This is a genomic window from Maritalea mobilis (genome assembly GCF_019800885.1).
In the GTDB taxonomy this organism is placed as follows: Bacteria; Pseudomonadota; Alphaproteobacteria; order Rhodobacterales; family Rhodobacteraceae; genus Roseibacterium; species Roseibacterium beibuensis.
The window spans coordinates 447,556-470,944 of record NZ_JAHVKE010000002.1; the positions used below are offsets into that span (position 1 = coordinate 447,556).

Sequence of the window (23,389 nt, forward strand, 5' to 3'; positions counted from 1 at the left end):
AAAGAGGTATTGCATGGATTTGGAAAGCATTCTGTCCACCGAGATCGCCAATGGTGTCACAATCGGTGATCTGTTCACGGTCGAGTTCCTGGCCTCGCTTTTGGGCGATGTGGTTTTGGCGATCGTGCTGCTTCTGGCCGCCTTCACCGTGTCCGGATGGGTTCGCCGCCGGATCGAGGGGCTGGCTTCGAAGCACAAGCAACTGGATGACACGCTCTTCGGCTTTCTCGCCAATATCGCGCGCTACATCATCCTCGCTTTCGCGGCGCTTTTCATCCTGAACACCTTTGGCGTGCGCACCACGTCCCTCGTGGCGGCGATCGGTGCCGCCGGTGTCGCCATCGGCCTCGCGCTGCAAGGGACGCTGTCGAACCTTGCGGCGGGGATCATGCTGATCATCTTCCGCCCCATCAAGGTCGGCGATTTCGTCGAGGTGGGGGATCAGATGGGCACCGTGAAATCCATCACGCTGAACATGACCGAGCTTGCCTCATTGGAGAACGTGCAGATCCTGATCCCGAATTCCGAGGTCTGGGGCAACGAGATCAAGAATTACTCGGTCTATCCGACCCGTCGCGCCGAATGGTATTTCGGGGTCAGCTACGACTCGAACCTGGCCGAGGCAGAGCGGATCATTCGCGAAACGCTGATCGCCGATGGCCGCACCCATTCGGACCCCGAACCTTTCGTGCAGGTGAACAATCTGGGCGACAGCTCGGTCGATTTCCTCGTCCGCGCCTGGGTCGATTCCGGCGATTACTTCGCCTACCAGGCCGACATGAAACGCGCCGTGAAAGAGGCGCTGGACGCGGGGGGCATCGGTATTCCGTTCCCGACCCGCACGGTGGTGCATGACAACGCGCCGATCCGGCTGGCCGCCGCGAACGCGGCCGAGTGATCGGTCACCCCCGGTGCCTCATGACCTCCAGAAACCGCGAGAAGGCGGGGGAGGCGAGGCGCCGGTTCGGATAGTAAAGGTGATAGCCCTGGATCGGCGGGCACCAGTCGGCCAGAACCGCGCGTAGCCGGCCCGTTTCGATATGGGGCTGTGCAAGATCCTCGGGCACGAAGGCCAGCCCGTGCCCGTCGAGCGCCGCGTGCAGGACGGGGATGATGCTGTCATAGGTGAGCTGGCCGTTCACGCGCACTTCCAAGGCACGTCCTTCCTTCTCGAACTCCCACGCATAGAGGCCGCCTGCCGCGGACATGCGCAAGTTGATGCAGGTGTGATCGGTAAGGTCACTTGGGTGCCGGGGCACGGCGTGGTCCTCGAAATAGGTCGGCGTACCCACGACAAGGAACCGCCAGTCCGGCCCGATGCGCACGGCGATCATGTCCTTGGTGACGGACTCGCCCAGCCGGACGCCAGCATCGAAGCGTTCCCCTACGATATCCACGAAAGCATCATTGACCGAAACCTCGACGCTGACATCGGGAAAGTGGGGCAGGAACTCGGCCAGCTTGGGGCGCAGGATCGTTTCGGCGGCATGAATGCCGGAATTGATCCTGATCCGACCTGCGGGCTTGTTGCGCAGCTCGCTCAGCGCGTCGATCTCGGCGCGGATCTGGTCAAAATGGGGGGCGACGGACTGGAACAGGCGCTCGCCCGCCTCGGTCGGGGCCACGCGGCGCGTTGTGCGCGTCAACAGGCGCAGGCCCAGGCGCTCTTCCAAGCCGCGGATCGTGTGGCTGACCGCCGAGGCCGACACGCCCAGAATGGCAGCGGCTTTGGTGAAACTGCGCGCTTGCGCCACAACGATGAAGGTCCGCAATTCGCCGAACTCGTCCCGCGCCATACTTGAATCTCGCTCAACAGTACATGCAATCTACATCGTCTAATCGAATAGCGCGAGCCCCGCTACATACCAACCACACCGCTACAGGAGACACGCCCAATGGATATCTTCCGCGCAAACACCCGCCCAGTCATGGCCGGCCCCGCCGACTGGTTTACCGGCACGGTCGAATTGGAACGGTTGTTCAACCCGGTCGATGAAGAACGCGTGCAAGGTGCCAACGTGACCTTCCAGCCGGGGGCGCGGACGGCGTGGCATACCCACCCGCTCGGGCAAACGCTGATCGTTCTGTCCGGCAAGGGCCGTGTCCAACGCTGGGGCGGTGAAATCGAGGAAATCCATCCGGGCGACGTCGTCTGGTTCGCCCCGGGTGAAAAGCACTGGCACGGCGCCGCGCCGGACAGCGCCATGACCCATACGGCGATCCAGGAGGTTCAGGACGGACGCGCCGTCGACTGGATGGAACACGTGACCGACGCCGAATACGGGGCCTGACCCCTGACCCGTGCGTCGATCCATATCACGCAAGGAAACAACATGATCGAAGGAAAAACCGTCATCATCACCGGGGCCTCCTCGGGGATCGGCGAAGCTACTGCCAAGGAGATCGCGGCCAAGGGTGCCAAGGTGGTGAGCTTTGCGCTCGACATGCCCGAAGATACCACGGTCAACGAGTTTACCGTGGGTCCCGCGACCCAACCCTGGTGACGTCTGCCAACCGTCCCGGAATGCCCGGCACCCTAGGTGCCGGGTTCTTCATGTCGGGCAGGTGGCCAATCCGGATCACCGCTTGTCGTCTTCGAAGCTTGCGTCGCCCGAGACGAGCCGTCCGACCAGGTCGCAGCCGTTTTCAGGTTGAATGAAATGCAGCCAGGCATTCGCGGCGAAGCGGCGCGGTTCCAGTCGGTAAATCCAGATGTCGATACGCGAGTCGCTCGGCTCCTCCAGCATCGCGTAGTCGAGGATCGCCTGACGCCATTCCGGCGCCATCTGCTCCAGTTCCAGCGCGTTGGCCATGTATTCGTGATCGACCAGCGGCACCTCCCGGCCGGTGCTATTCTGCTCGATCAGGGCGTGGGTCAACTCGTGCGACAACAGCGTATGCAGCAGAATGTCGGGCGGGAAACTCGCGTAAGGATCATCCGGGGCGACAAGCCCCGTGTAGTCGTCGCGCACGACCAGCCTGATCCGATCATAGTCGCAATCAAAGGCCGCAAGGCAGGTCGCGAACGGATGCGCGACCTCGTCCACCGCCACGATGTTGATGGGGCGCTGTTGGGGTAGATGGCACGCCGCCAATCCGGCCAGCAGGGTTTCGGCAGACTGGCACAGGGTTGTCCGAAGGGCATCGGACCCGGCATCGACCGTGATGGACCCGCCCGGGCATGGCATCGGATCGGCCAGAACGGGGGCGGCTGCCGACAGGCAAAGCGTGAAAATCAGACAGCGAGTTGTTGTCATTGCAACAAGATGCGTGCCGCCGGGTCGCTTGGCAACGAAAACCAACCCCAAACAAGAAAAGGCGGGCACCTAGGCCCGCCTTTCTGGATTGTCCCTTGTCGCGCCTCAGATCACCGCAAGCAGGGCCTCACCGGTCGAGATTGCACACTCGCCAGGTTTTTCGACCTGCAAATGGGTGATGACGCCATCCTCGGCCACCAGCGCGTAGCGCTTGGAGCGGTCGTAGAACCCGACCTCGGGCTTGGTGTAGGTCATGCCCATGGCGCGGGTGAAACTGCTGTCCCCATCGGCCAAAAGGGTGATGCCCGCCGCCGTCGCGCCCGTCGTCTCGCCCCACAACCGCATCACATGCGCGTCGTTCACAGAAACGCAGATGATCTCGTCGATGCCCTTGGCGTCGAACTCGGGTTTCGTGCGCACGAAACTCGGCAGGTGCTTGGAATCGCAAGTGGGCGTAAAGGCGCCGGGCACCGCCACGATGATGATGCGACGGCCCTTTGCCTTCTGTGTCAGCGAGACCTCTTCCGGCCCGCTCTCGCCCATCCGGACGAAGCGCACGTCAGGAAGGCTGTCTCCGATCGCGACCATGTCGCGCCTCAGATCGCTGCCAGAAGGGCTTCGCCGCCCGAGGTTTCGCAGACGCCGGGGTTCTCCTCGGCCTGGAAGACTTTGACGACACCGTCCTCGACATACATCGCGTAGCGGCCAGAGCGTGCGATCAGGCCGGCCGGCGGCGCGGTGAAATCCATGCCGATGGCCGTGGTGAACGCGCTTTCCGCATCGCCAAGCATCGTGATGCCGGCCTGGGTCGCGCCGGTGGCCTCGCCCCATGCGCCCATGACGAACGGGTCATTGACCGAGATGCAGATGATCTCGTCCACGCCTTTGGCCTCGAAATCGCCCTTGGTGCGCACGAAGCTGGGGACATGGGCAGAATGGCAGGTCGGGGTAAAGGCGCCGGGCACAGCGAAGATCACGACCTTGCGCCCCTTCACCTTGTCGCTCAACTGGACCTGCTCGGGGCCTTCGGCGCCCATCTGAACGAGCGTTGCATCGGGCAGGGTGTCTCCGACGGAAATGGGCATTTGGCGCGTCTCCTTCGCTTGTCTATCCGCATCCCCGGCATATAGGGTCCGCCGCGCAGCACGCCAGTCGCAAAGAGGGCAGGGGCCATGGAAAAAATCGTCGTCGTCGGGGCAGGGCAGGCCGGGGCCTCTTGCGTGGCCAAGCTCAGGTCCGAAGGGTTCACGGGCAAGATCACCTTGATCGGCGAGGAACATGTTCCGCCCTATCAGCGCCCGCCGCTGTCCAAGGCCTATCTGCTGGGGGATATGGAGCTTGAACGCCTCTTCCTGCGGCCGGAAAGCTACTACGCCGAGAACGGGATCGAGCTGATGCTGGATACCCGTGTCGATGCGATAGACCGCGCCGACAAGAAGGTGATCGCGGGGGGCAAGACGGTCGATTACGACGCGCTGGTGTTGGCCACGGGGTCTGTCCCGCGCCGCCTGCCCGCTGCCATCGGGGGCGAGTTACCCGGCGTCCATGTCGTGCGCACCTTGCGCGATGTCGACGAGATGGCCTCCGGGGTGGTGGAGGGGCGCCATGCGCTGATCTTGGGGGGCGGGTATATCGGGCTGGAGGCCGCCGCCGTCTGCCGCAAGAAGGGGATGGAGGTCACGCTGATCGAGATGGCCGACCGCATTCTCCAGCGTGTCGCCGCACCCGAGACCAGCGATTGGTTCCGCGACTTGCACACGCGCCATGGCGTGACAATTCGCGAGGGCGTCGGTCTGGAACGGTTGCTGGGCGACGACCATGTCACCGGCGCGATCCTCGGCGACGGGACCGAACTGCCCGTCGATCTGGTCATCGTCGGCATCGGGATTTCGCCGGCCACCTCTCTGGCCGAGGTCGCGGGCATCGAGATCGACAACGGGATCGCGACGGACACGCAGGGCCGGACCAGCGACGCGTCGATCTGGGCTGCGGGGGATTGTGCGTCGCTTCCGTTCCGGGGAGAGCGTATTCGCCTCGAGTCGGTCCAGAACGCCATCGACCAGGCCGAAACTGTGGCAAGGAACATCCTCGGCGCGGATCAGGACTACGACCCGAAACCGTGGTTCTGGTCGGACCAGTATGACGTGAAACTGCAAATCGCCGGGCTGAACCGTGGCTATGACCACGTGGTGGTGCGCGAGGGCGAAGGGGCCTGTTCGCACTGGTATTACGCGGGCGACACGCTACTGGCGGTCGATGCGATGAACGATGCGCGTGGCTACATGATCGGCAAGCGCCTGATCGAGGCGGGCAAATCCCCCGATCCGGCGATCATCGCGGATGCCTCCGCCGATCTGAAGCCTCTGTTGAAAGGGTGAGTTGAATGCGGATCGTCGCCGGGCGCTGGCGCGGCAAGAAACTGGCCGAGGTCGGCGCGGGGGACGCGGCAGCGCATCTACGCCCCACCACCGACCGCGTGCGCGAAAGCCTGTTCAACCTGCTGATGAACGGCAAGCAGGGCGATCCCGTCACCGGCGCCCGTGTGCTGGACCTGTTCGCCGGGACCGGTGCGCTGGGGCTGGAGGCGCTGAGCCGTGGGGCCGCCCATGTCACCTTCGTCGATGATGGCGGGGCGTCTCGGGCGCTTCTGCGGGAGAATATCGGGCTGTGCGCTGCGCAAGGCGTGACCAAGGTTTTTCGCCGCGATGCGACCAGCCTTGGCGAGAACCGGGGCAAACCCTTTGATCTCGTGTTTATGGACCCGCCCTACGGTCAGGGCTTGGGTGAACGAGCCTTGGGCAGCGCGCTGACCGGCGGATGGATCGTCCCCGGCACCCTGATCGTCTGGGAAGAAAGCACCCCACCCCTCCCGCCATCCGGTCTGGTCCAGGTCGATCAACGCCGCTATGGCGGCACGACCCTGACACTGTTGCGTGCGGAAAAGGCCGAATGACCCTTGATCTCATCATTTTCGATTGTGACGGCGTGCTGGTGGACAGTGAGCCCGTGTCGAACCGCCTGTTGGTCGACAACCTCGCACGGCATGGCCTGTCGTTGACCTTGGATGAGGCGATGGGGCTGTTCGTCGGTGGCACGATGGCGGGGGTCGGCGAGAAGGCCCGCAGCCTCGGGGCCGATCTTCCCGATGACTGGGTGGACGAGATCTATGCCGAAACCTACGCCAAGCTGCGCGAAGGCGTTGATCCGATCCCCGGCATTCCGGCGTTGCTGGATCAGCTCGACACGGTCGGCCTGCCCTATTGCGTCGCCTCGAACGGCAGTGAAGAGAAGATGGGGATCACGCTCGGCTCGACCGGGTTGGCGCCGCGCTTCGACGGGCGCCGCTATTCGGCCCATACCTTGGGGGTTGCCAAGCCCGATCCGGGCCTGTTCCTGCATGCGGCTGCGGATTTGGGCGTGGACCCGGCCAAGTGCCTTGTCGTCGAAGACAGCCCGACCGGCGCAGAAGCTGCGCGGCGCGCGGGCATGCCCTGCATCGGCTATGCCCCCGAAGGCGATGGTGCGCGGCTTGCCGCACAGGGCGCGCAGATCATTCGTGACATGGCCGAGATTCCGGCGCTGATCGGGATCAAGGCTGCCTGACACGCCCGCTGGCAGACCGTTCCAGTTGCAAAGAAGAAGGCCGCCCCCGAAGGGACGGCCTTCCTACTGATCACTGAAGTACTGGTTACGTCTCTCAATCCGTCAAAGGGACGGTTCCTGTCCCGGCTTCTTCGGCGACATAGCGGCGGGCGGCCTCGACCAATGCGGCGCCATCCAGCCCACGCGCGCTCACGTCGTCAATCCACGCTTGCGTGACGTCTTCGCCGAGAGCACGGATTTCCTCGGTCACGTCTTCCGAGAGGGTGGCAATCTGATTGCCTGCGGCGGCCATCGCGGCGCGTCCATCCGCATCGCCGATATCATGGGCACGCCCGGCCCAAGCGCTCGCCATCATGCCGGAATTGGCGTCGATCACCGCGCGCAGATCCTCGGGCAGCCCTTCGTAGACCTCGCGGTTCATCGCCCAGATGAAATAGAGGTTGTAAAGCGACCGGTCACCCGCGACGTCAGTGTGACTTTGCACGAGTTCGTCCAGCCGCAGCGAGGGCGACATCTCCCAGGTGATCACGCCACCATCGACGACACCGCGTGCCAGCGCCTCGGGAAAGGCGGGCACGGGCATGCCCACGGGCGTTGCCCCCAGCCGCTCCAGAAGCAGCGTCGCAGGTCGTGACGGTCCGCGCAGGCGCAACCCCTCAAGGTCCGCAATCTCCTGAATCGCCGGGCCATCGACATGGATCAGGCCGCGCCCATGCATATGCGCGGCAATGACATGCACATCGGCGAAATCATCCATCAGGAATTCCTGCGTGAAGCGCCATGCCGCGCGGCTGGCCTCTTCGCCGGATTTCGTCGTCATGAACGGAAGCTCAAGCGCTTCGGCCTCGGGGAAGCGCCCCGGCTGGTAGCCCGGAATGACCCAACCGCCATCGATCGCCCCGTCGCGGATCAGGTCATACTGACTGGGTGCGGCCCCTCCGAGCTGCATGAACGGGTAGATCTCCACCGCGATGCGGCCACCCGACTGCTCTTCGATCGCCTCGGCCCAAGGTCCCATGAAATGGCTCGGGTTGGCCGAGAGTGGCGAGACGAAATGCTGAAACCTCAGGGTGACCTCGGGTTCGGCATCCTGCGCAAGAGACGGGCCTGCGCAAGCGACCGTAAGCGCAACCGATGTGGCCACGAGATATCCGGCAAGGCGGGACGACATGATGATGGATACTCCACGAGGTTTACGCATTGGTCAACTTGCTAGCCAAAGGATGGGTTTCCGTTAAGGGGAAATTGGCCGGATGCGACACAGCGACCGGACCACCACATCTGGCAGGGCTTGTTTACCAAACATCAATATGGGACGGTCAGAACTCATCGAGCAGACCGCATAACAAGACACGACAGGCCCCCGCACGCCCATGCTGGAGACCCGCCCAGACGCATCCGCCCTGCTGTCGCAGGTTTTCGGCTTTCCGGGGTTCCGTCCCGGTCAGGAAGATATCGTGGGCGCGGTTGCCGCCGGCCACAACGTGCTGGCCATCATGCCCACGGGCGGCGGCAAATCCCTGTGTTTCCAGCTTCCCGCGCTTATGCGCGAGGGCGTGACCGTCGTGATCTCGCCGCTGATCGCGCTGATGCGCGACCAGGTTCGCGGCCTGCGCGAAGCCGGGGTTGAGGCCGGTGCGCTGACCTCGGGCAACACGCCCGAGGAAACCGACGCCGTGTGGGAGGCGCTGGAAAGCGGCAGGCTGAAGCTGCTCTACATCGCGCCCGAACGCCTCGCCTCCTCGGGGGGCGAGCGTATGCTGAAACGCGCGGGCGTGTCCCTGATCGCGGTGGACGAGGCCCATTGCGTCAGCCAATGGGGCCATGACTTCCGCCCCGATTACCTGCGGATCGGGGCGTTGCGCCGGCAATTGAACGTGCCGCTGGCCGCCTTCACCGCTACGGCGGATGCCGAAACACGCGAGGAAATCGTCGCGCGCCTGTTCGATGGCGCGCAGCCGGAAACCTTCCTGCGCGGGTTTGACCGGCCCAACCTGTCGCTTGCCTTCGAGGTCAAGAACCAGCCGCGCCAGCAAATCCTCAGCTACGCCGCCGCGCGCAAGGGGCAATCCGGCATCGTCTATTGCGGCACCCGCGCCAAGACCGAGACACTCGCCCAAGCCCTGCGCGAGGCGGGCCATTCCGCCTGCCATTACCACGGCGGGATGGAGGCCGAAGATCGCCGCCATGTCGAACACCGGTTCGCCACCGAGGATGGCCTGATCGTGGTTGCCACCGTCGCCTTCGGCATGGGCGTGGACAAGCCCGATATCCGTTGGGTCGCGCAGGCGGACCTTCCAAAAAGCATCGAGGCCTATTACCAGGAAATCGGCCGCGCGGGGCGCGACGGGGCGCCTGCCGATACGCTCACGCTTTATGGTCCCGACGATATCCGCTTTCGCCGCCAGCAGATCGACGAAGGCCTTGCCCCGCCCGAGCGCAAGGCGGCCGACCATGCGCGGTTGAACGCGCTGTTGGGACTGGCCGAGGCGATCAGTTGCCGCCGTCAGAAACTGCTTGGGTATTTCGGCGAGGAGTCGGACCCCTGCGGCAATTGCGATCTCTGCGCCACCGCGCCCGAGACCTTCGATGCCACGACCGCCGTGCGCAAGGCGCTGTCTGCGATCCTGCGAACGGGTGAGTATTCCGGGACCGGCCACCTGATCGACATCCTCCTTGGGCAGGATACCGACAAGGTCCGTGCCCGCGGGCATGATCGGCTTCCGACTTTCGGCGTCGGGTCGGAGTTCGACCGGCGCGGCTGGCAGGCCGTGTTTCGCCAGATGATGGGTCATGACCTCGTGCGGCCCGATCCCGCCCGGCATGGCGCGCTGCGCATGACCGAGGCCGCGCGCCCTATCCTGAAGGGCGAGGCCGAGATCACCTTGCGCCGCGACACGATCACCAAATCGGCCAGCCGACGCCCGGCCGCCAAGATGCTGGTCTCGGAGGAGGACGCACCGCTCCTCTCGGCGCTGAAGGCCAAGCGCCGTGCGCTGGCCGAGGCTGCGCGCGTTCCGGCCTATGTCATCTTCACGGATCGCACCCTGATCGAGATGGCCGAGACGCGCCCCCAGTCGCTGGACGAGATGGCCAAGGTCTCGGGTGTCGGCGCGACCAAGCTCGACCGCTACGGGGCCGAGTTCCTGTCCGTTATCACCGGCGAGGCCGCAGCCCCCCTGCATCCCGCGCGGCGCAAGTTGGCGGGGCGGGAGGCGGGCACTGTCTATGATCGCCTTCTGGCGGTGCAGGCCGATCTGGCACGCGGCGACACGGGGCTTGAGAAACCGCTCTCCTGTTCCTCGTCGCAGCTGGCGAAACTGGCCGATATGCGCCCGACCGACCGGTCCACGGTGGAACGGTTGCTGGGGGAACGGCGCGCCGAACGCTTTGCCGATGCGTTTCTCGATGTACTGCGCGAGGCTGGATAACCCGGCGCCATCGCCTTACATGATCAACCGATCACGAATTGCTGCCTCGGAGGACCGCCCATGCTGACCGTCATTTCCCCAGCGAAACGCCTCGATTGGGCGCCCCGCGATGTCGAGATGACCAAGCCGGTTTTCCAGGATCAAGCCGACGACCTTGCCGAGGTCGCGCGCGATCTGACCGTGGGCGATCTGCAAAAGCTGATGAGCATTTCCGAGGACTTGGCCAAGCTGAATGTCGAGCGCTTCGCGCGCTATGCGGAGGAGCCTGACGATCTGCGCCCCGCCGCATTGGCCTTTGCCGGTGACACCTATGCGGGGCTGGAGGCCGCCAGCCTCGATGCGGACGATCTGCGCTTTGCGCAGGACCGCCTGCGTATCCTGTCGGGCCTTTATGGCCTGTTGCGCCCCCTCGACGCCATCCGGCCCTACCGTCTGGAAATGGGCACCCGGCTGAAGACCCCGCGCGGCAAGACGTTGTATGACTGGTGGGGCGACCGCATTGCCGAGGCGCTGAACGCCGAAGCCGAGGAATTGGGGACCGACACGCTGATCAACTGCGCGTCCGTCGAGTATTTCACGGCCGCTGACCGTGAGGCGCTGAAGCTCAGGGTCATCACCCCCGTGTTCCTGGAGGACAAACCGGGCGGTCCCAAGATCGTCAGTTTCTATGCCAAGAAAGCCCGTGGCGCGATGGCGCGGTTCATCACCGAACGCCGCCTTACCGACCCTGCGGGTATCGTGGAGTTCGACCTTGGCGGCTACCGCCATGCGCCTGACCTGAGCGAGCCGGGCAAGCCGGCCTTCCTGCGCGCCGAGGCCGCCGAACAGGCGGCTTGACGATTTCGTAGCGTTGCGATTGGCGCGCGCAGGCCTGCGCGCGCAAACCGGTCAGTGGTCCGGGTGTGACTTCTCGAAGGCGGCTTTCTGCTCGTCACTCGCCTCGGTCTGGTACTTGGCTTTCCACTGCGCGTAGGGCTCGCCGTAGACGACCTCGCGGGCCTCTTCCTTGCCCATGACGACGCCACGCTCGGTAGCGGCCTCCTGGTACCAGCGGCTCAGGCAGTTGCGGCAAAATCCCGACAGGTTCATCAGGTCGATATTCTGCACGTCTTTGCGTTCATCGAGATGTTGCAGCAACCGGCGAAAGGCGGCGGCTTCAAGCTCGGTTTTCGTCGCGTCGTCCATGTCTTGCCTCCTGTGTTCGGGTCAGACCTCGGAAATCTTCAGCGCCGCGTCAAGCATGGGGGCCAGCCTAGCGCCCCATGCCGCCTGATCGGCCTCTTCCTCGATCAGGTCGTTGCGCAGCTCGATCAGGACATGGGGGCGGCCCGGCTGCACCCCGTGCCGGTCCAGCGCGTCGTTGGGCAGGTGGCCGGAATAGGGTTCGTTATCGCCCACGCACAGGTCGGGTTCGTCGTTCAGACGTGCCAGCAGCGGCAGTGCCAGCCGGGTATCCGCGGCATAGAGAACGCCCACATGCCATGGGCGCGGCGCCCGGCCCCGAAGCTGCCGGGTAAAGGAATGGACCGACACGAGGACGGGGTCATCCCGCCCCGCGATCAGGCGCTCCAGTGCGCGATGATAGGGGCGGTGGAACAGGTCTAGCCGCCGCTCGACCTCGGCTGCATCGGCATGGCGATTGGCCGGAATGATCGACCCGTCATAGATCTTCATCAGAAGCGTCGGGTCATCCTCGCCCCGGTTGGGGTCGATCACGAGGCGGGAAAAATCCGACAGGATCACCGGGGCATCCAGCGCCGCTGCCAGGCTGCGCGCCACGCCGGCGGCCCCCACGTCATAGGCGATGTGGCGCGCCATGTCCTCGGGGGGCAGACCAAGATCGCCGCCCGCAACCTCGGGCGGGACGCGGTTCGAGGCATGGTCGCAGGTCACGACCCAGCGGCTTTTGCGCCCCTCGCCCTCGATATGAAACGGTGCAGTCACGGTCGCGTCATCCTCGCGTCATCCGACACCGGCACTTAGGACGCAATTGGCGAAAGCGCCAGAGCCGGGGTCGGCAGGCAACTTGTCCTGCGCCTGCTTTTGGGCCAATAGGGGCGCAACGCGCCAATGTGAGCGCAAACATCGCCCAAAAGGGTGAATAAAGATCACGAAGGGGGGCAGGTTGCCCATGAACACCGGAAGAAACGTCAAAATCGTCGCAACGCTGGGTCCGGCCTCGGATGGCTACGACATGATCCGCGCTCTGTTCGAGGCCGGGGCCAACGTGTTCCGCCTGAACATGAGCCACGGCAGCCATGACGAGATCCGCGAACGTCACGCCGCGATCCGCCAGGTTGAAAAGGACACGGGCCGCCCGATCGCGATCCTTGCCGATTTGCAGGGGCCAAAGCTGCGCTGCGGCACCTTCGCCAATGACGAGGGGCACGAGTTGCAGGACGGGGCATCCTTTCGCTTCGATCTTGACCCGACGCCCGGCGATGAAAGCCGCGTGCAACTGCCCCACAAGGAGATTTTCGAAGCGCTGGAGCCGGGCAAGCGCCTTCTGGTCAATGACGGCAAGGTGCGCCTGCGCGTCGAGAAATGTGGCAGCGATTTCGCCGATTGCACCGTGATCGCGGGCGGGCCGATCTCGAACCGCAAGGGCGTGAACGTGCCCGATGTGGTTCTGCCGCTGGCTGCCCTCTCAGACAAGGACCGCAAGGATCTTGAATTCGTCTGCCAGCTAGGTGTCGATTGGCTGGCGCTCAGCTTCGTGCAGCGCGTCGCCGACGTGGAAGAGGCGCGGGAACTGGCCCATGGTCGCGCCGCTATCCTGTCGAAGATCGAAAAGCCGGCTGCCGTCGATTGCTTTGACGAGATTTTGGCCGCTTCGGACGGGATCATGGTGGCGCGCGGCGATCTGGGGGTCGAGTTGCCCGTTCAGGCGGTGCCCCCGATCCAGAAGCGCCTGGTGCGCCAGTGCCGCTCGGCTGCGAAACCCGTGATCGTTGCAACCCAGATGCTGGAGAGCATGATCGAAAGCCCGATGCCGACCCGCGCCGAGGTCTCGGACGTCGCGGCGGCCCTTTACGAAGGGGCGGACGCGGTGATGCTGTCGGCGGAATCTGCGGCGGGCGATTATCCGGTCGAGGCGGTGCAGACCATGCACAACGTCGCGATCGAGGTCGAAAGCGATCCGAATTTCCGCGATATCATGGTGGCGTCCCGCTACGTCGATCGGTCCTCGACCGCTGACGCCATCGTGGCCGCCGCGCGCGAGATCGCGGAAACCGTGAACATCAAGGCGATCTGCTGCTTTACCCAGTCGGGCAATACGGCCGCGCTGGTGGCGCGGGAACGTCCGCGCGTGCCCGTGATCGCGCTGACGCCCCTGACCGGGGTGGCGCGGCGCATGTGCCTGCACTGGGGTACGAGCTGTTTCATCACCGATGAGCTGACGCGCTTCAAGGGGGCCGTCGTATCGGCGGCGCGGGCCGCGCGCTCGGGCGGGTTCGCCAGCGAAGAGGATCAGATCATCGTCGTGGCCGGTGTGCCCTTCAACGTGCAGGGTTCCACCAACATCCTGCGCGTGGCACCCTGTGCCGAACGCCTGATCTACGCCACCGACCCGGAGTGAGCCACGCTTGACCCTGCCAGACGTGCCGTCCGACATCCTGCTGGTCATTGCCACGCTCGTCTCGGGCATGGCGCTGGCGTCGAGCCTGGCGGGTTGGGTCAACGGGCGCTGGCCGATCGCGGCCCTTCTCAGCCTGGCAATCGGGGTCGGGTTGTTCGTCTTCCTGCATCTGTCGCTGCCCGGCGGGCTGGAGTTCTGGGACATTCCCGATGCGTTCATCCTCGTGGCGGCGCGGATTCTGAACTGAGGCTTGCCACGTCGCCCCTTTGGCTGTATGCGACCCGCTCCAACGGTGCGGCCGGCCTTGATACGGCATGCCGAGTCGCGCCCGAACCGCTTCGAGACAAGGAGACGGAAATGCCGAAGATGAAGACGAAATCGAGCGCCAAGAAGCGCTTCAAGGTGACGGGCACCGGCAAGGTGGTCGCCGCTCAGGCCGGCAAACGGCACGGGATGATCAAGCGGACGAACAAGTTCATCCGCAACGCACGCGGGACGACGACCCTGTCGGAACCCGATGCGAAGATCGTCAAGTCCTACATGCCCTACGACCGCTGAGGAGGCCCGGATATGTCCCGCACCAAAGGTGGAACCGTCACCCATCGCCGCCACAAGAAGGTTCTTGACGCGGCCAAAGGTTATTATGGCTCGCGCTCGCGCAACTTCCGCACCGCGACCCAGGCCGTCGACAAGGCCAACCAGTACGCCACGCGCGACCGCAAGGCCCGCAAGCGTCAGTTCCGGTCGCTCTGGATCCAGCGGATCAACGCCGCCGTGCGCGCCCATGATGAAAGCCTGACCTACTCGCGCTTCATCAACGGCCTGGCGCTGGCCGGGATCGAGGTGGACCGCAAGGTTCTGGCCGATCTCGCCGTGCACGAGCCCGAAGCGTTCGGCGCCATCGTGGCGCAGGCCAAGGCCGCGCTCTGATCCGACCCCGGATCGCTTGAGTTTCAACCCCCGCCGGGCGACAGTCCGGCGGGGGTTTTCTTTTGCGGGCAGGGTTGATGAGCTATTTCTCCGATTATCTCAAGCGCACCGATGACCGGATGCTCTCGAAATGGGTGCATTACTTCGAGGTCTACGAGCGCGAGATGACCCGGTTTCGCCAGCGCCCGATCTCGTTTCTGGAAATCGGCGTGTTCAAGGGCGGCTCCATCCCGATGTGGAAAGGGTTCTTCGCCGAAGGTTCCCGCCTGACCTTCGTCGATATCGACCCTGACTGTGCCCAACATGCCGAGGAGGGCACCAGCGTCGAGATCGGCAACCAGGCCGATCCGGATTTCCTTGCGCAGCTCGCCGAGAAACACGGGCCCTTCGACGTGATCCTGGATGATGGCAGCCATGTCTGCGCGCATCAGATCGCCAGTTTCGAGGCGCTTTGGCCCCATATCAGCGACCGTGGCATCTATGTGGTCGAGGATTGCCATACCTCCTACTGGCCCGGTTTCGGCGGCGGCTATCGCAACGAGGCCAGCTGGATCGAATACGCCAAACGCCTCGTGGACCGGATGCATAGCTGGTATACCGATCAGGACGCGATGTTTCCCTTCGACGAGATCGCGAAAGAGGTTCAAGGCGTGCGCTTCTACGACTCGATCACCGTGGTCGAGAAGCACCAGAAACCCGAACCTCCGACAACGCTTTACGCCCAGAACGGCAAGGTGACCTTGTCGCGCCGTGCATTGGCCGTGCGCGGGCGTAAGTCAGCCTTCGCGGGCAAGGACGGGACCTGAGACCCGGAAAATCATGGAACCGCCGAACACCCGGTACGTTGTGGAGGCAGATCACACGCAACCATGACGGAGGTTCGACATGGCTACCGCAAAGACCACCAATGGCCGCAGCACCCCTGACAGCGGGGACATTGCCGCACAACTCGAAACCGTGAAGGCCGATCTGGCCGCGCTGAGCCAGACGATGGCCGATTATGGCCGCGGCAAGGGCGCCGAAGCGCGTGCGCACGTCAATGAACGCGCCAACGATCTGTCGGACGCCGCCCGTCTCAAGGGCGAACAGGCCCGCGCCGAAATCGACCGCATGACCGCCCAGACGGGCGACATGTTGCGCTCGAACCCGGGGGCGGCGTTGGGCGTCGCCGCTGGTGTCGGCTTCCTTGTCGGCTTTCTCTCGTCGCGCCGGTAAGGGGGCCGCGATGCTGACCGCATTGGCTTACAAGGCCCGGGTCGAGGCCCGGGCCGCCGCCTTCTCGGCCTTTGCCGGGGTGTTGCTGGTCGTGGGGCTGGCGTTCTTTACAGTGTCGGCATGGCTTGCCCTGTCCGCCGTCCTGCCGACGGCAACGGTCGCCTTGATTGTCGGTGGCGTCTATTTCGGTCTCGCGCTGGTCTTCTTTGGCATCGTGGCCCTGATCCGGCGTAAACCGGTCCATGTGCCGCCCGCCGCGCGCAGCACGCCGATGCCCGAGATCATCCAGGCCTTCGTCACCGGCATGGCCGCTGGCCAAGGGACCGCCGCCACCCGCCGCTGATGCCAAGCCTGCCTTGCAATCCGCCCCCTCTCTGCTAGGTGAGGGCGCGGATTTTTTCATGGGCGGAGATGGCTTCGATGGACGGTTTGGACAGCTTGCGCGCCACCTGGCTGGAGCGGATCGGAAACGCGGGCGACGAGGCCGCGCTGGAAGAGATCCGCGTCGCGGCCATCGGCAAGAAGGGCGAGATCAGCCTGAAGATGCGCGAGCTGGGCAAGATGACGCCCGAAGAACGCCAGGCCGCTGGCCCCGCGCTGAACGCCCTGAAGGACGAGGTGAACAGCGCGCTGGCCGCCAAGAAACAGGCGCTGGCCGATGCCGCGCTGGACGCCCGCCTGCAAGCCGAGTGGCTGGACGTGACCCTGCCTGCGCGGCACCGCCGCGTCGGCACCATCCACCCCGTCAGCCAGGTGACCGAAGAGGTCACGGCGATCTTCGCCGATATGGGCTTCTCGGTGGCCGAGGGTCCGCAAATCGAGACCGATTGGTACAATTTCGACGCGCTGAACATCCCGGGCCATCATCCCGCCCGCGCCGAGATGGACACGTTCTACACCCATCGCGCCGAGGGGGATGACCGTCCGCCCCACGTGCTGCGCACCCACACCAGCCCCGTGCAGATCCGCCATATGGAGGCGCATGGCGCGCCCTGCCGCGTGATCGCCCCGGGCCGCGTCTATCGCGCCGATTACGACCAGACGCACACGCCCATGTTCCACCAGGTCGAGGGGCTGGCCATCGACCGCGACCTGTCGATGGCGAACCTGAAATGGGTGCTCGAGGAATTCTTCACCGCCTATTTCGGCACCAAGGTCAAAACCCGCTTCCGCGCCTCGCATTTCCCCTTCACCGAGCCGTCGGCCGAGGTCGATATCCAGTGCTCCTTCGAGGGCGGCACCGTGAAGGTGGGCGAGGGCGACGGCTGGCTGGAAGTGCTGGGCAGCGGCATGGTGCACCCCAAGGTGCTGCAAGCGGCGGGCGTGGACCCGGCCGAGTGGCAGGGCTTTGCCTTCGGCATGGGCATCGACCGGATCGCGATGCTGAAATACGGCATCCCGGATCTGCGGGCATTCTTCGACTCAGACCTGCGGTGGCTGCGCCACTACGGGTTCAGCGCGCTGCAGGTGCCGGCGGTGCATAGCGGGGTTTGAGGGATAAGTGAGTAAGTCGCTTCCTTTTCATCCCCATGCTGGCACTGTTCTGGTTGCAGATTTTCGAGGTTTTGTTGCACCAGAATTAACCAAGAAACGTCCGGTGATCGTAATTTCGCCGCGCTTGCCGTTCAGATCTGGGTTGGCAACTATTGTGCCGATTAGCACGACTGCACCCCTGAAGGATGTGCCATACGTTCACCGACTCAGCAGAAACTACTCTCCTTGGGGCGAACCAAGCCAAGCAACTTGGGCTAAATGTGATCTCGTCATGAATGTTGGTTTTGCTCGGCTTTCGGCGTTCAAAGTTGATCGCCGAAAGTACATAACTCCTCGCCTCACCCCAGAAGATTTGGCGGGTGTTCGTGAGGCGGTATTGCATGGGCTTGGTTGGATCGGTCATTGAAAATTCGCGATCGGTGGATTAGAGTTGACGGGTATCCCGCTAGTCGGGCTTAAGACCTAGAGTACTAGGCAGGTTGCTCACCGACCGATGACAAGGTCAGAGTAGCCTAAATATTGTCAAAGTCCCTTGGCCCCGCTTCGGCGGGGTCTTGTGTTTCAAAGCTCGAAGAAGCAAGCGTTCATAGCGCTTGATACGCCCGGCTGCCGGATCGCGTAGGGCGGGGCTAGCCCCGCCGCGCCGGGAGAGGCGGGACAAGTCCCGTCCTGCCTTGCCGTCGCTCTGATCTGCGCCATCTGTCGCCCATGCCAAAACTTCGCCGCTCCACCTGGATCGTCCTTGCCCTCGTTACGCTGATCGTGATCGCGCATGTGTTCCTGTGGCGATCCGACATGCCGACGGGGCAAAAGCTGACCTGGACGCTGCTGAACACGCTGGCCTGGACGATCATCCTTGCGCCGGTTTTCCTGGTCGAACGCTGGCTGACCTCGGTCCGGGCCAGGAACCGTGATGACCGTTCCGACGACAGCCAAGCTTGACCCACGCGCCGGTTTTCGGCACGGGGCGGGAAACGGCATAGGGGGCGGAATTGACACGCTATCTGAACCTCGGCGCGGCGCAGATGGCCTCGGCCATCGGCGATCTCGATGCGAACCTCGCCACCCATCACAGGCTGATCGGCCAGGCCAAGAACCTCGGGATCGATTGCCTCGTCTTTCCGGAACTGTCGCTGGCGGGCCATTACGGCGCGGAAAACCTGCTGAACGTCGCGATGCACCGTGATGATACCCGCCTGCTCGACCTGTCGAAGGCGGCGGGCGAGATGGAGATCGTCGTCGGCTTCATCGAGGAAGGCCCTGCCGCGCAGTTCTACAACGCCGCCGCCGTGCTGAAGAATGGCAGGCTGGTCTATATCCACCGCAAGCTGAACCTGCCCAGTTATGGCCGGTTGATCGAAACGAAATACTACGCGCTGGGCCGCTTCGTCGACACGCACCCGATGCCGGGCGACTGGCGCATGGGGCTGCTCATCTGTGCCGATCTCTACAACCCGGCGCTGGTGCACCTGTCCTTCCTGCACGGCGCGACCCTTTTGACCGCGCCGATCTCGTCGGGGCGCGAGGCGGTGGGCGACGAGTTCGACAACCCCGACAGTTGGGCCACGACGATGAAGTTCTATTCCATGATGTATGGCGCGCCGTCGATCATGGTGAACCGCTGCGGTGTCGAGGAAGACCTGACCTTCTGGGGCGGCTCGCGCATCCTCGACCCGTTCGGGCGTGTGCTGGCGCAGGCGGGCGAGGGCGAAGAGGTGATCGCGGCGAAACTCGACTATGCCGAGGTGCGCCGCGCCCGTGCCCTGCTGCCCACCGTGCGCGACAGCAACATCAGCCTGGTCCAGCGCGAGATGGAGCGGTTGACTGCGAAGCTTGGTGTGCCGGATATCGTGCGCGACGACGAGTGACGCCTTTACTGGCGGACGAATTCCAGCCGCAGTTGGTGATTGGCGGCGCGAAGGCTCCAACGGTTGCCGTTGATCGCGAAATGCGCGGCGCTGGCGAAGCTCGCCGAGACAATGCGCTCAAGCTCCATCTCTGGGCCGGGGCAGGCCATGCGCGTGGTCATGAACCCGCCGCCCGCTACGCCGATCCGGTCGCCGCGTTGCAGCAGTTGGCCGTTGATCTGGTTGCAGCCGAAGGTGAAATGCAGCCGCCCCTGCGCGTCGATCTCGACCGGGCGCATGCGCGCCATGCGATCGTTGAAGCGAACATCCTGCCCTGAGGCGTCAAGCACGCGGTCCAGCACCCAGTTTCCAGCAAATTGCACCGGCGTTTCGTGATCCTGTTCCAAGGAAACCTCCGACGGGGTGCCGACCGGGAAAATACGGAACTCCTCCCAACCAAGGGCATGGGGTGAGACGGCGCCGAACAGCGTCTGCTGCCCGATGCCTGCGCGCACGTATTGACCGTTCTGCACCGACCGCAGGTGAAATGTACCGCCCGATTGGGTCATCTCGAACCGTTCCCACCCGCCGATGCGGTCGCCACCAAGGGCCATCAGCGCGTTTTCCGTGACGCCCGCGCGCAGATACCGCCTCGAGGCCGGATCGCGGAACGCCACTTCGTTTCCGCCAAGGCGCTCGATCTCGAAGACATGGGCGTGATTGCCCGGACAACTGGCGGCCAGGTAGCCACCGTCGAAGCAGGCATACTGGCGGTTCTGCCAGGATTGGATCGCCACCTGTTCGGCAGCGGCGGCAACAGGGGTGGCCAGCCCGCAGGCAAGCGCGGCAAGGGCAATGAAACGGCGCATGTGGCACGTCCTTTCCAGGTTTGGCCTCGCCCCCGCAGGGCCATTTGACATTGATCTGTCTGATACCGTGCTGCCGGCAAAGGCAAAATGGCGGGAATCCCGACCCACGGATGCGGGGCAGCCTTCCAATCCGGGCCTGCCTGCGCTAAGCGCGAGGCCGGAATTGCGAAGGGGTTGCGGCCAATGAAATTCACGCTGTCGTGGTTGAAGGATCACCTCGAAACCGAGGCGTCGGTCGACGAGATCGCCGAGGCGCTGACCGATCTGGGCCTTGAAGTCGAGGGCGTCGAAGATCGTGGCGCGCGGCTGTCGTCCTTTACGCTCGCCAAGGTCGTTTCGGCCGAGCAGCACCCCGATGCCGACCGGCTGAAGGTCTGCATGGTCGAGACGGACGAGGGCGTGAAGCAGATCGTCTGTGGCGCGCCTAACGCACGTGAGGGCATTACCGTCGTTCTGGCCAAGCCGGGCGACTACGTGCCGGGGATCGACGTGACCCTGTCCGTGGGCAAGATCCGCGGTGTTGAAAGCCATGGCATGATGGCGTCCGAGCGTGAGTTGGAACTCAGCGACGAACATTCCGGCATCATCGAACTGCCCTCGGGCATTGTCGGGCAGCGCTTCGTCGACTGGCTGGCCACGAACGACCCGGCCAAGGTCGATCCGGTGATCGAGATCGCCATCACGCCGAACCGGCAGGACGCGCTGGGCGTGCGCGGCATCGCCCGCGACCTTGCCGCGCGTGGGATCGGCAAATTGAAGCCCTATGCGGTCGACCCGGTGCCGGGCAGCTTCGCGTGCCCCATCGACGTGACGATCGACGAAGACACGTTGGACGGCGCGCCGCATTTCACGGGCCGTCTGATCCGGGGCGTCAAGAACGGTCCCTCGCCGCAATGGTTGCAGGACCGTCTGCGCGCCATCGGACTGCGTCCGATCTCGGCGCTGGTCGATATCACCAACTTCTTCACCTACGACATGAACCGCCCGCTGCACGTGTTCGATGCGGACAAGGTCAAGGGCAACGTCCGGGTGCACCGCGCCGAGGGGGGCGAGGAGCTGCTTGCGCTGGATGAGCGGACCTACACCTTCTCGAAGGGTCAGATCATCATCTCGGGCGAAGATGGCCCCGAAAGCATCGCCGGTATCATGGGCGGCGAAGAGTCGGGCTGCACCGAGGAGACGGTGAATGTGTTCCTCGAATCCGCCTGGTGGGACCCGGTTCAGATCGCCTACACGGGCCGCGACCTGAAAATCCACTCCGATGCGCGCTACCGGTTCGAGCGTGGCGTCGACCCGGAATACACCTTGCCGGGGCTTGAGGCCGCGACGCGCATGATCCTCGATCTGTGCGGGGGCGAACCGTCCGAGGTGGTCGAGGCGGGGGCCGCGCTGAAAACCGCGCGCAGCTACCCGCTCGATACCGCGCGGGTCATCAGCCTTGTCGGGATGGAGATCCCCAAGGAAGAACAGGCGCGGATCCTGACCGAACTTGGCTTCTCGGCCACTGGAACGGGTGACGTGCTGGAGGTCTGGGTGCCGTCCTGGCGGCGCGATGTGCAAGGCGAGGCCGATCTCGTCGAAGAGGTTGCGCGCGTGGCCTCGCTGACCAAGCTGGAGCCGAAACCGATGCGTCGCTCCAAACCGGGCGTGCCCGCGCCGGTGCTGACGCCGATGCAGTTGCGCGAACGTGCTGCGCGGCGGACCTGTGCGGCGCTGGGCTACAACGAATGCGTGACCTACAGCTTCATCGACCAGGCCTCGGCCGCGCTGTTCGGCGGCGGCACCGATGACGTGATGCTGGAAAACCCGATCAGCTCGGAAATGAGCCATATGCGCCCGCACCTGCTGCCGGGGCTCTTGCAGGCCGCGGCGCGCAACCAGGCGCGCGGCATGATGGACCTGGCCTTGTTCGAGGTTGGCCACGCCTTCCAGGGCGGGGAGCCGGGCGAACAGCATTTGCAGGCCACGGGACTTCTGGTCGGCCAATCGGGCCCGCGTGATCCGCATGGCGCGCGCCGTCCGGTCGACGTGTTCGACGTCAAGGCCGATGCCGAGGCGGTTTTGTCCGCCATTGGCGCGCCCGCCAAGGCGCAGATCCTGCGGGGCGGACCCGAGTGGTGGCACCCGGGCCGGCATGGCGTGATCTGTCTCGGCCCGAAAAAGGTGCTTGGCGTCTTTGGCGAACTGCACCCCCGCGTGTTGGAAGCGATGGACGTGAAAGGCCCCGCGATGGCGTTTACCCTCTTCCCCGCCGAGGTGCCGATGCCGAAATCCCAGGGCGCCAGCCGTGGCGCGGCGGTGATGCCGGAATACCAGGCGGTCGAGCGTGATTTCGCCTTCGTCGTCGATGCGCAGGTCGAGGCGCTGAACCTCGTCAATGCTGCGGCCGGGGCCGACAAGGCGCTGATCGAGGATGTGCGCGTGTTCGACGAATTTGTCGGCGGCAGCCTCGGCGAGGGCAAGAAATCCATCGCGCTGACCGTGCGGATGCAGCCGACCAAGGGCACCATGACCGAAGAAGAGATCGAGTCCGTGGCGGCGAAGATCATCGAGAAGGTCGGCAAGGCCACGGGCGGCACGCTGCGCGGCTAGGCGCGAACGGAACGCAGTAGGGCGCGGTTTGCTCGCCAGCAGCCGCGCCTTATCTTTTTGGGCGGAACCACAGATAAGGGATGCGAGACATGAAGGTTTACCTTTCGGGCGAGATCCACACCGACTGGCGCGAGCAGATCGTTGAAGGCGCGCAAGATCTGGACGTGACCTTCTCGGGCCCCGTCACCGATCATGCGGCAAGCGATGATTGCGGTGTCGCGATCCTTGGGGAAGAGCCCAACAAGTATTGGCACGACCATAAGGGCGCGATGGTGAATGCCATCCGTACGCGGCACGGGATCGAGAATGCCGATGTTGTCGTCGTCCGCTTCGGCGAGAAATACAAGCAGTGGAACGCGGCCTTCGACGCGGGCTACGCGGCGGCACTGGGCAAGCCGATGATCGTCCTGTCCATGCCCGAGCATCAGCATGCCTTGAAAGAGGTCCATGCCGCCGCTCTCGCCGTGGCCGAAGAGCCGCGCCAGGTGGTCGAGGTTCTGCGCTACGTTCTCACCGGCAAGCTGCCAGGCTGACGCACGGTTCCGCTTGGCGTGCGCGCACCGGCGCGGCA

28 protein-coding genes and 1 pseudogene are annotated in these 23,389 nt (G+C 64.5%); 21 read left to right on the forward strand and 8 right to left on the reverse strand.

Translation table 11 applies throughout. From position 1 onward, the window contains the following. The first annotated feature begins 13 nt into the window (after positions 1-13). Positions 14-898: a mechanosensitive ion channel family protein gene (locus KUV65_RS10905; RefSeq protein ID WP_222190528.1), complete on the forward strand. Its 885-nt coding sequence runs from the start codon at positions 14-16 to the stop codon at positions 896-898. A 4-nt stretch (positions 899-902) separates the two neighbouring features. Here the strand turns inward: KUV65_RS10905 and KUV65_RS10910 are convergent, their stop codons facing one another. Further along, positions 903-1,796, reverse strand: a complete 894-nt coding sequence (locus KUV65_RS10910; RefSeq protein WP_222190530.1) for a LysR family transcriptional regulator — start codon at positions 1,794-1,796, stop codon at positions 903-905. Positions 1,797-1,895: 99 nt separating this feature from the next. On the opposite strand from KUV65_RS10910, the gene KUV65_RS10915 reads away from it, so the two are divergent. Next, positions 1,896-2,291 carry a (R)-mandelonitrile lyase gene (locus KUV65_RS10915; RefSeq protein ID WP_222190532.1) on the forward strand — a complete coding sequence of 132 codons (396 nt, stop codon included), beginning with the start codon at positions 1,896-1,898 and terminating at the stop codon, positions 2,289-2,291. A gap of 42 nt (positions 2,292-2,333) precedes the next feature. Next, positions 2,334-2,429, forward strand: a pseudogene (locus KUV65_RS18110) (SDR family NAD(P)-dependent oxidoreductase); the annotation flags it as partial. A gap of 150 nt (positions 2,430-2,579) precedes the next feature. Here the strand turns inward: KUV65_RS18110 and KUV65_RS10925 are convergent. The 3 genes from KUV65_RS10925 to KUV65_RS10935 form a co-directional block, all read right to left on the reverse strand. Continuing rightward, positions 2,580-3,257 (reverse strand): DUF6639 family protein, encoded by a 678-nt coding sequence (locus KUV65_RS10925; protein WP_222190536.1) that lies wholly within the window; start codon positions 3,255-3,257, stop codon positions 2,580-2,582. Positions 3,258-3,362: 105 nt separating this feature from the next. Next, entirely contained in the window at positions 3,363-3,845 is a 483-nt protein-coding gene (locus KUV65_RS10930) for a peroxiredoxin (RefSeq protein ID WP_222190537.1), read from the reverse strand. An 8-nt stretch (positions 3,846-3,853) separates the two neighbouring features. Next, positions 3,854-4,342, reverse strand: a complete 489-nt coding sequence (locus KUV65_RS10935; protein ID WP_222190539.1) for a peroxiredoxin — start codon at positions 4,340-4,342, stop codon at positions 3,854-3,856. An 87-nt stretch (positions 4,343-4,429) separates the two neighbouring features. On the opposite strand from KUV65_RS10935, the gene KUV65_RS10940 reads away from it, so the two are divergent. From KUV65_RS10940 to KUV65_RS10950, 3 genes are read left to right on the forward strand one after another with little or no spacing between them, the layout of a single operon-like run. Continuing rightward, entirely contained in the window at positions 4,430-5,635 is a 1,206-nt protein-coding gene (locus KUV65_RS10940) for an NAD(P)/FAD-dependent oxidoreductase (protein WP_222190540.1), read from the forward strand. Between the two features lie 5 nt (positions 5,636-5,640). After that, positions 5,641-6,210 carry a 16S rRNA (guanine(966)-N(2))-methyltransferase RsmD gene (rsmD, locus tag KUV65_RS10945; RefSeq protein WP_222190542.1) on the forward strand — a complete coding sequence of 190 codons (570 nt, stop codon included), beginning with the start codon at positions 5,641-5,643 and terminating at the stop codon, positions 6,208-6,210. Further along, the gene (locus tag KUV65_RS10950; RefSeq protein ID WP_222190544.1) at positions 6,207-6,860 is read left to right on the forward strand and encodes an HAD family hydrolase; all 654 of its coding nucleotides are present in this window, start codon (positions 6,207-6,209) and stop codon (positions 6,858-6,860) included. The genes rsmD and KUV65_RS10950 overlap by 4 nt, the downstream gene beginning before the upstream one ends. A 94-nt stretch (positions 6,861-6,954) precedes the next feature. Here the strand turns inward: KUV65_RS10950 and KUV65_RS10955 are convergent, their stop codons facing one another. Further along, positions 6,955-8,031 (reverse strand): TRAP transporter substrate-binding protein, encoded by a 1,077-nt coding sequence (locus KUV65_RS10955; RefSeq protein WP_222190546.1) that lies wholly within the window; start codon positions 8,029-8,031, stop codon positions 6,955-6,957. 202 nt (positions 8,032-8,233) lie between these two features. On the opposite strand from KUV65_RS10955, the gene recQ reads away from it, so the two are divergent. Together recQ and yaaA are read left to right on the forward strand one after the other, a co-directional pair. Next, on the forward strand, positions 8,234-10,291 hold the full coding sequence (gene recQ / locus KUV65_RS10960; protein ID WP_222190548.1) for a DNA helicase RecQ: 2,058 nt from the start codon (positions 8,234-8,236) through the stop codon (positions 10,289-10,291). Between the two features lie 60 nt (positions 10,292-10,351). After that, positions 10,352-11,128 carry a peroxide stress protein YaaA gene (yaaA, locus tag KUV65_RS10965; protein ID WP_222190550.1) on the forward strand — a complete coding sequence of 259 codons (777 nt, stop codon included), beginning with the start codon at positions 10,352-10,354 and terminating at the stop codon, positions 11,126-11,128. A 51-nt stretch (positions 11,129-11,179) separates the two neighbouring features. Here yaaA and KUV65_RS10970 read toward each other — a convergent pair whose 3' ends face one another. Together KUV65_RS10970 and KUV65_RS10975 are read right to left on the reverse strand one after the other, a co-directional pair. Then, on the reverse strand, positions 11,180-11,476 hold the full coding sequence (locus KUV65_RS10970) for a DUF1244 domain-containing protein (protein ID WP_222190552.1): 297 nt from the start codon (positions 11,474-11,476) through the stop codon (positions 11,180-11,182). 21 nt (positions 11,477-11,497) lie between these two features. Beyond that, positions 11,498-12,235: an N-formylglutamate amidohydrolase gene (locus tag KUV65_RS10975; protein ID WP_222190554.1), complete on the reverse strand. Its 738-nt coding sequence runs from the start codon at positions 12,233-12,235 to the stop codon at positions 11,498-11,500. 187 nt (positions 12,236-12,422) lie between these two features. Between KUV65_RS10975 and pyk the strand changes: the two genes are divergently transcribed. The 11 genes from pyk to KUV65_RS11030 all read left to right on the forward strand — a co-directional run bounded on the left by pyk (position 12,423) and on the right by KUV65_RS11030 (position 19,378). After that, complete coding sequence (gene pyk, locus KUV65_RS10980; protein ID WP_222190556.1) at positions 12,423-13,871, forward strand: pyruvate kinase; 1,449 nt, start codon at positions 12,423-12,425, stop codon at positions 13,869-13,871. A gap of 7 nt (positions 13,872-13,878) precedes the next feature. Further along, positions 13,879-14,118: a hypothetical protein gene (locus KUV65_RS10985; protein ID WP_222190558.1), complete on the forward strand. Its 240-nt coding sequence runs from the start codon at positions 13,879-13,881 to the stop codon at positions 14,116-14,118. Between the two features lie 110 nt (positions 14,119-14,228). Beyond that, on the forward strand, positions 14,229-14,429 hold the full coding sequence (rpmI, locus tag KUV65_RS10990) for a 50S ribosomal protein L35 (RefSeq protein ID WP_025311654.1): 201 nt from the start codon (positions 14,229-14,231) through the stop codon (positions 14,427-14,429). A 12-nt stretch (positions 14,430-14,441) separates the two neighbouring features. Then, complete coding sequence (gene rplT / locus KUV65_RS10995; RefSeq protein ID WP_222190560.1) at positions 14,442-14,801, forward strand: 50S ribosomal protein L20; 360 nt, start codon at positions 14,442-14,444, stop codon at positions 14,799-14,801. 77 nt (positions 14,802-14,878) lie between these two features. Further along, the gene (locus KUV65_RS11000) at positions 14,879-15,607 is read left to right on the forward strand and encodes a class I SAM-dependent methyltransferase (protein ID WP_222190562.1); all 729 of its coding nucleotides are present in this window, start codon (positions 14,879-14,881) and stop codon (positions 15,605-15,607) included. A 79-nt stretch (positions 15,608-15,686) separates the two neighbouring features. Then, positions 15,687-16,016, forward strand: coding sequence for a DUF883 family protein (locus tag KUV65_RS11005; RefSeq protein ID WP_222190564.1), 330 nt, complete (start codon positions 15,687-15,689; stop codon positions 16,014-16,016). A 10-nt stretch (positions 16,017-16,026) separates the two neighbouring features. After that, positions 16,027-16,359, forward strand: coding sequence for a phage holin family protein (locus KUV65_RS11010; protein ID WP_222190566.1), 333 nt, complete (start codon positions 16,027-16,029; stop codon positions 16,357-16,359). Positions 16,360-16,436: 77 nt separating this feature from the next. Beyond that, positions 16,437-17,510, forward strand: coding sequence for a phenylalanine--tRNA ligase subunit alpha (gene pheS / locus KUV65_RS11015; RefSeq protein ID WP_222190568.1), 1,074 nt, complete (start codon positions 16,437-16,439; stop codon positions 17,508-17,510). Between the two features lie 7 nt (positions 17,511-17,517). Further along, positions 17,518-17,916 carry a type II toxin-antitoxin system PemK/MazF family toxin gene (locus tag KUV65_RS11020; protein WP_222190570.1) on the forward strand — a complete coding sequence of 133 codons (399 nt, stop codon included), beginning with the start codon at positions 17,518-17,520 and terminating at the stop codon, positions 17,914-17,916. A gap of 302 nt (positions 17,917-18,218) precedes the next feature. Then, entirely contained in the window at positions 18,219-18,452 is a 234-nt protein-coding gene (locus tag KUV65_RS11025; RefSeq protein WP_222190572.1) for a hypothetical protein, read from the forward strand. Between the two features lie 50 nt (positions 18,453-18,502). Beyond that, positions 18,503-19,378, forward strand: a complete 876-nt coding sequence (locus KUV65_RS11030; RefSeq protein ID WP_222190574.1) for a nitrilase-related carbon-nitrogen hydrolase — start codon at positions 18,503-18,505, stop codon at positions 19,376-19,378. A gap of 5 nt (positions 19,379-19,383) precedes the next feature. On the opposite strand, the gene KUV65_RS11035 is transcribed toward KUV65_RS11030, so the two are convergent. Then, on the reverse strand, positions 19,384-20,226 hold the full coding sequence (locus tag KUV65_RS11035) for an META domain-containing protein (RefSeq protein ID WP_222190576.1): 843 nt from the start codon (positions 20,224-20,226) through the stop codon (positions 19,384-19,386). 183 nt (positions 20,227-20,409) lie between these two features. On the opposite strand from KUV65_RS11035, the gene pheT reads away from it, so the two are divergent. Together pheT and KUV65_RS11045 are read left to right on the forward strand one after the other, a co-directional pair. Next, positions 20,410-22,818, forward strand: a complete 2,409-nt coding sequence (pheT, locus tag KUV65_RS11040) for a phenylalanine--tRNA ligase subunit beta (protein ID WP_222190578.1) — start codon at positions 20,410-20,412, stop codon at positions 22,816-22,818. An 89-nt stretch (positions 22,819-22,907) separates the two neighbouring features. Continuing rightward, on the forward strand, positions 22,908-23,351 hold the full coding sequence (locus KUV65_RS11045) for a YtoQ family protein (RefSeq protein WP_308124624.1): 444 nt from the start codon (positions 22,908-22,910) through the stop codon (positions 23,349-23,351). Positions 23,352-23,389 lie beyond the last annotated feature (38 nt).

What these genes read in the sequence shown, in the direction of transcription:
- rplT (WP_222190560.1), top strand. Translation starts at nt 14,442, where the DNA reads ATGTCCCGCACCAAAGGTGGAACCGTCACCCATCGCCGCCACAAGAAG.
- KUV65_RS10930 (WP_222190537.1), bottom strand. Translation starts at nt 3,845, where the DNA reads ATGGTCGCGATCGGAGACAGCCTTCCTGACGTGCGCTTCGTCCGGATG.
- pheS (WP_222190568.1), top strand. Translation starts at nt 16,437, where the DNA reads ATGGACGGTTTGGACAGCTTGCGCGCCACCTGGCTGGAGCGGATCGGA.
- KUV65_RS10905 (WP_222190528.1), top strand. Translation starts at nt 14, where the DNA reads ATGGATTTGGAAAGCATTCTGTCCACCGAGATCGCCAATGGTGTCACA.
- KUV65_RS11035 (WP_222190576.1), bottom strand. Translation starts at nt 20,226, where the DNA reads ATGCGCCGTTTCATTGCCCTTGCCGCGCTTGCCTGCGGGCTGGCCACC.
- KUV65_RS10925 (WP_222190536.1), bottom strand. Translation starts at nt 3,257, where the DNA reads ATGACAACAACTCGCTGTCTGATTTTCACGCTTTGCCTGTCGGCAGCC.
- pyk (WP_222190556.1), top strand. Translation starts at nt 12,423, where the DNA reads ATGAACACCGGAAGAAACGTCAAAATCGTCGCAACGCTGGGTCCGGCC.
- KUV65_RS10935 (WP_222190539.1), bottom strand. Translation starts at nt 4,342, where the DNA reads ATGCCCATTTCCGTCGGAGACACCCTGCCCGATGCAACGCTCGTTCAG.
- KUV65_RS10950 (WP_222190544.1), top strand. Translation starts at nt 6,207, where the DNA reads ATGACCCTTGATCTCATCATTTTCGATTGTGACGGCGTGCTGGTGGAC.
- KUV65_RS10915 (WP_222190532.1), top strand. Translation starts at nt 1,896, where the DNA reads ATGGATATCTTCCGCGCAAACACCCGCCCAGTCATGGCCGGCCCCGCC.
- KUV65_RS11000 (WP_222190562.1), top strand. Translation starts at nt 14,879, where the DNA reads ATGAGCTATTTCTCCGATTATCTCAAGCGCACCGATGACCGGATGCTC.
- KUV65_RS10955 (WP_222190546.1), bottom strand. Translation starts at nt 8,031, where the DNA reads ATGTCGTCCCGCCTTGCCGGATATCTCGTGGCCACATCGGTTGCGCTT.
- recQ (WP_222190548.1), top strand. Translation starts at nt 8,234, where the DNA reads ATGCTGGAGACCCGCCCAGACGCATCCGCCCTGCTGTCGCAGGTTTTC.
- rsmD (WP_222190542.1), top strand. Translation starts at nt 5,641, where the DNA reads ATGCGGATCGTCGCCGGGCGCTGGCGCGGCAAGAAACTGGCCGAGGTC.
- KUV65_RS11045 (WP_308124624.1), top strand. Translation starts at nt 22,908, where the DNA reads ATGAAGGTTTACCTTTCGGGCGAGATCCACACCGACTGGCGCGAGCAG.
- KUV65_RS11010 (WP_222190566.1), top strand. Translation starts at nt 16,027, where the DNA reads ATGCTGACCGCATTGGCTTACAAGGCCCGGGTCGAGGCCCGGGCCGCC.
- yaaA (WP_222190550.1), top strand. Translation starts at nt 10,352, where the DNA reads ATGCTGACCGTCATTTCCCCAGCGAAACGCCTCGATTGGGCGCCCCGC.
- rpmI (WP_025311654.1), top strand. Translation starts at nt 14,229, where the DNA reads ATGCCGAAGATGAAGACGAAATCGAGCGCCAAGAAGCGCTTCAAGGTG.
- KUV65_RS11005 (WP_222190564.1), top strand. Translation starts at nt 15,687, where the DNA reads ATGGCTACCGCAAAGACCACCAATGGCCGCAGCACCCCTGACAGCGGG.
- pheT (WP_222190578.1), top strand. Translation starts at nt 20,410, where the DNA reads ATGAAATTCACGCTGTCGTGGTTGAAGGATCACCTCGAAACCGAGGCG.
- KUV65_RS10940 (WP_222190540.1), top strand. Translation starts at nt 4,430, where the DNA reads ATGGAAAAAATCGTCGTCGTCGGGGCAGGGCAGGCCGGGGCCTCTTGC.
- KUV65_RS11025 (WP_222190572.1), top strand. Translation starts at nt 18,219, where the DNA reads ATGCCAAAACTTCGCCGCTCCACCTGGATCGTCCTTGCCCTCGTTACG.
- KUV65_RS10910 (WP_222190530.1), bottom strand. Translation starts at nt 1,796, where the DNA reads ATGGCGCGGGACGAGTTCGGCGAATTGCGGACCTTCATCGTTGTGGCG.
- KUV65_RS10970 (WP_222190552.1), bottom strand. Translation starts at nt 11,476, where the DNA reads ATGGACGACGCGACGAAAACCGAGCTTGAAGCCGCCGCCTTTCGCCGG.